4 protein-coding genes and 1 pseudogene are annotated in these 2,933 nt (G+C 49.3%); 3 read left to right on the forward strand and 2 right to left on the reverse strand.

Annotated features, from left to right (window positions below):
- Both B3180_RS05280 and B3180_RS05285 read right to left on the reverse strand, forming a co-directional pair.
- Positions 1-762, reverse strand: a 762-nt coding sequence (locus B3180_RS05280) for a glycosyltransferase family protein (protein ID WP_286843422.1), incomplete at its 3' end; no start/stop codon positions are given.
- On the reverse strand, positions 759-1,268 hold the full coding sequence (locus B3180_RS05285) for a phosphatase PAP2 family protein (protein WP_222235591.1): 510 nt from the start codon (positions 1,266-1,268) through the stop codon (positions 759-761). The genes B3180_RS05280 and B3180_RS05285, both read right to left, overlap by 4 nt.
- A gap of 192 nt (positions 1,269-1,460) precedes the next feature.
- Between B3180_RS05285 and rsxA the strand changes: the two genes are divergently transcribed.
- The 3 genes and pseudogenes from rsxA to B3180_RS05300 form a co-directional block, all read left to right on the forward strand.
- Complete coding sequence (gene rsxA, locus B3180_RS05290; RefSeq protein ID WP_054490984.1) at positions 1,461-2,042, forward strand: electron transport complex subunit RsxA; 582 nt, start codon at positions 1,461-1,463, stop codon at positions 2,040-2,042.
- On the forward strand, positions 2,042-2,623 hold the full coding sequence (gene rsxB / locus B3180_RS05295; RefSeq protein ID WP_222235592.1) for an electron transport complex subunit RsxB: 582 nt from the start codon (positions 2,042-2,044) through the stop codon (positions 2,621-2,623). Before rsxA ends, rsxB begins: the two co-directional genes overlap by 1 nt.
- Positions 2,620-2,933: pseudogene (locus B3180_RS05300) on the forward strand (electron transport complex subunit RsxC); the annotation flags it as partial. The gene rsxB and the pseudogene B3180_RS05300, both read left to right, overlap by 4 nt.

Below are 2,933 nucleotides of genomic sequence, written 5' to 3' on the forward strand. Positions count from 1 at the left end.
CAGCGCTTCGCAACTCGTTTCGAAACCGGCATTCGACAAAATAGCGGACGCCTTACTAAAGTGCTGAGCAAACTCCGTTCGTGAGGGCGGATAGCATTCGATGTGCCCCAACGACTTCCGCTCTACCTTAGGATGAAAAAGCGAGAACTCATAGTTATCCAAGGGTTGAAGCTGGTCAATAATATCTCGGGGATCCTCAAAAGGAAGGTAAACCACAACGCGCTGCATTAACCCGACACAGGCGTTTTCTTCCTGTCTTACTACTGGAGGGATCGCATTGCCACTAGCCAGCCAATGCATACCAACGGGTTCTGAACATGGTGCAAAGGAGGAAATCAGCTGCTTTTGCCACCAGGACAACCGTTTAAACAAATCGGGTTCATGAAAAGCGTATTGTCGGCCCAAACCAACACAGCGCACGCCTTGTTTCTTCGCCGCCCAGGCGGTTACCGGCTCATAGTCAGTAATTACCAGGTCATAGTCGGTAACCGGTAAGTTTTTCACATCTTGCCAAAACTGCCGCCAATGGTTATTGAGTAATGTCTTGCGTCGGCGAAGCCTCCCCCTTTCGGTGACAAACGACAAGCCCTGACGCCATTGGTAGTCACCGAAAACCTCCATGTCAAAAAGCCCTGAAGGCTGGCGACCCGATATGAGGTAATCAATTTCAACATTACGATGTTTAGTCAAAGACTGAGCTAATGTGTGGCAACGACTTAAATGACCATTCCCTGTACCCTGAACTCCGTAAAGAATTTTCATATCGTCAGTTCCGAAACTAAGACAGCCAGTGCAACACCGGCAACAATATCACTCGGATAATGAACCCCGACCACCACTCTTGACGCCCCAATAGCCATTGCCCAGCCAAAACAGGCTAACCCCGCGGCAGGATAATAGTGGTAGGTAACCGTGGCGAATAAAACCGCTGCCGCCGTATGCCCGGAAGGAAAGCTAAACTTGTCGCTGGCAACAATAAGCGCCGCAAAAGACAAGTTACGCTCACAGGGACGTTGCCGACGAAAACTGTTTTTCATGATCCAGTAAAGAGGAAGTTCAAGAGAAAATGCGCATATCAGACTGGTAAAATATTCGTCACCGCTGTCATCGAGCATCCAGACCATTAAAGCAATAGCGAGGTATCCATAGCCATCGCCGCTGCGGGAAGTCAGTAGAGCAATTTGTCCGGGAAGATCTTTCGCCCTCAACCCGGAAAACAGGCAATAACAGTAACGATCAAAGCGTTGTAAATAACTGAACAATACCATGGTAGAAAACCCAAGTTGGCTTCAGTTGGGGCTACTTTGCCAAGCCTTTATGACACTAAATAATCAGTTTCGTGAATAAAAGATGACAATATCGGAATTTTCTCCTAAACCCATGCTCGCTGTCTGTTGTTTATGGCGGCCAAAACACCGATAATATGCGGTCTTAAATAACCACAGTACCCGGAAAGGTAAATGACCGATTACTTACTGCTACTGATAGGCACCGTGCTGGTAAACAACTTTGTGTTGGTAAAGTTCCTGGGCTTGTGCCCGTTTATGGGCGTTTCCAGCAAGTTAGATACCGCCATAGGTATGTCCGCTGCCACCACATTTGTGCTGACACTGGCCTCGGTCTGCAGTTATCTGGTCAATCAGTATTTGTTAGAGCCGCTGGATTTAATGTCATTGCAAACCTTAAGTTTTATTCTGGTTATTGCCGTGGTCGTGCAGTTCACCGAAATGGTGGTGCACAAAACGAGTCCAACGCTGTACCGGTTGCTGGGCATTTTTCTGCCTCTAATTACCACCAACTGTGCCGTTCTCGGTGTTGCTTTGCTTAACGTCAACGAGCAACACAACTTTGTGCAGTCCATTGTTTATGGCCTGGGTGCCGCAGTTGGGTTCTCCTTGGTACTGATTTTATTCTCAGCTCTGCGTGAGCGCTTAGCTGCCGCCGATGTGCCGGTAGCATTTAAAGGCTCAGCTATTGCAATGATCACCGCAGGGCTTATGTCTCTTGCCTTTATGGGCTTTAGCGGATTGGTGAGCGGTTAATGAGTTTATTCGGAGCAGTTATCGCGCTGGGCGTATTAGCGCTGATATTCGGGGTGATACTCGGCTTTGCCGCGGTTAAATTCCGTGTCGAGAGCGATCCCATTGTTGACCAAATTGACGAAATTCTGCCACAAACACAGTGTGGGCAGTGCGGATATCCGGGTTGCCGCCCATACGCACAGGCCATTGCCGATGGCGATGACATTAATAAGTGTCCTCCCGGTGGCGAAGCAACCATAAAACAGCTTGCCGACTTAATGGGCGTTGAACCCAAACCCCTTGACGATGCACACGGCGAAGAAGACGTTAAAAAAGTCGCGGTTATTCGTGAAGACGAGTGCATTGGCTGTACCAAATGCATTCAGGCATGCCCGGTTGATGCCATTTTAGGCGCTGCAAAACAAATGCACACCGTTATTGAACATGAATGTACAGGTTGTGACCTTTGTGTCGAGCCGTGTCCGGTTGACTGCATTGACATGGTGGCGGTTAAACCTAAGCCCGAAACCTGGCAGTGGGACTTAGACACCGTAAAAGAAAACATAAAAGCCAATAGTATTCCGGTGAAGGTGGTTGAATGAGCGATGTAAAAACAGTAAACCGCGACTTTAACACCGGTATCATCGGTCAGTTCCCCGGTGGCGTTCATCCGCCGGAACGCAAGCAACCGGCCAGCAGCCGTCCAATAAGACGTTTGCCATTGCCAACAGAGCTCATTTTACCCGTACGTCAACACATAGGCCCGTCCGGCAAAGTATTAGTTGAGGTCGGTGAGCGTGTTGATAAAGGCCAGCGTCTGACTGAAGCCGGGTTAAGCCAGGGGTTACCGCTGCATGCACCAACCTCGGGTGTTATTGCGGCCATTGAGGAACGCCCTACGGCCCATGCCTC

This window comes from Idiomarina sp. UBA4206, from assembly GCF_002383015.1.
In the GTDB taxonomy this organism is placed as follows: Bacteria; Pseudomonadota; Gammaproteobacteria; order Enterobacterales; family Alteromonadaceae; genus Idiomarina; species Idiomarina abyssalis.

What these genes read in the sequence shown, in the direction of transcription:
- B3180_RS05285 (WP_222235591.1), bottom strand. Translation starts at nt 1,268, where the DNA reads ATGGTATTGTTCAGTTATTTACAACGCTTTGATCGTTACTGTTATTGC.
- rsxA (WP_054490984.1), top strand. Translation starts at nt 1,461, where the DNA reads ATGACCGATTACTTACTGCTACTGATAGGCACCGTGCTGGTAAACAAC.
- rsxB (WP_222235592.1), top strand. Translation starts at nt 2,042, where the DNA reads ATGAGTTTATTCGGAGCAGTTATCGCGCTGGGCGTATTAGCGCTGATA.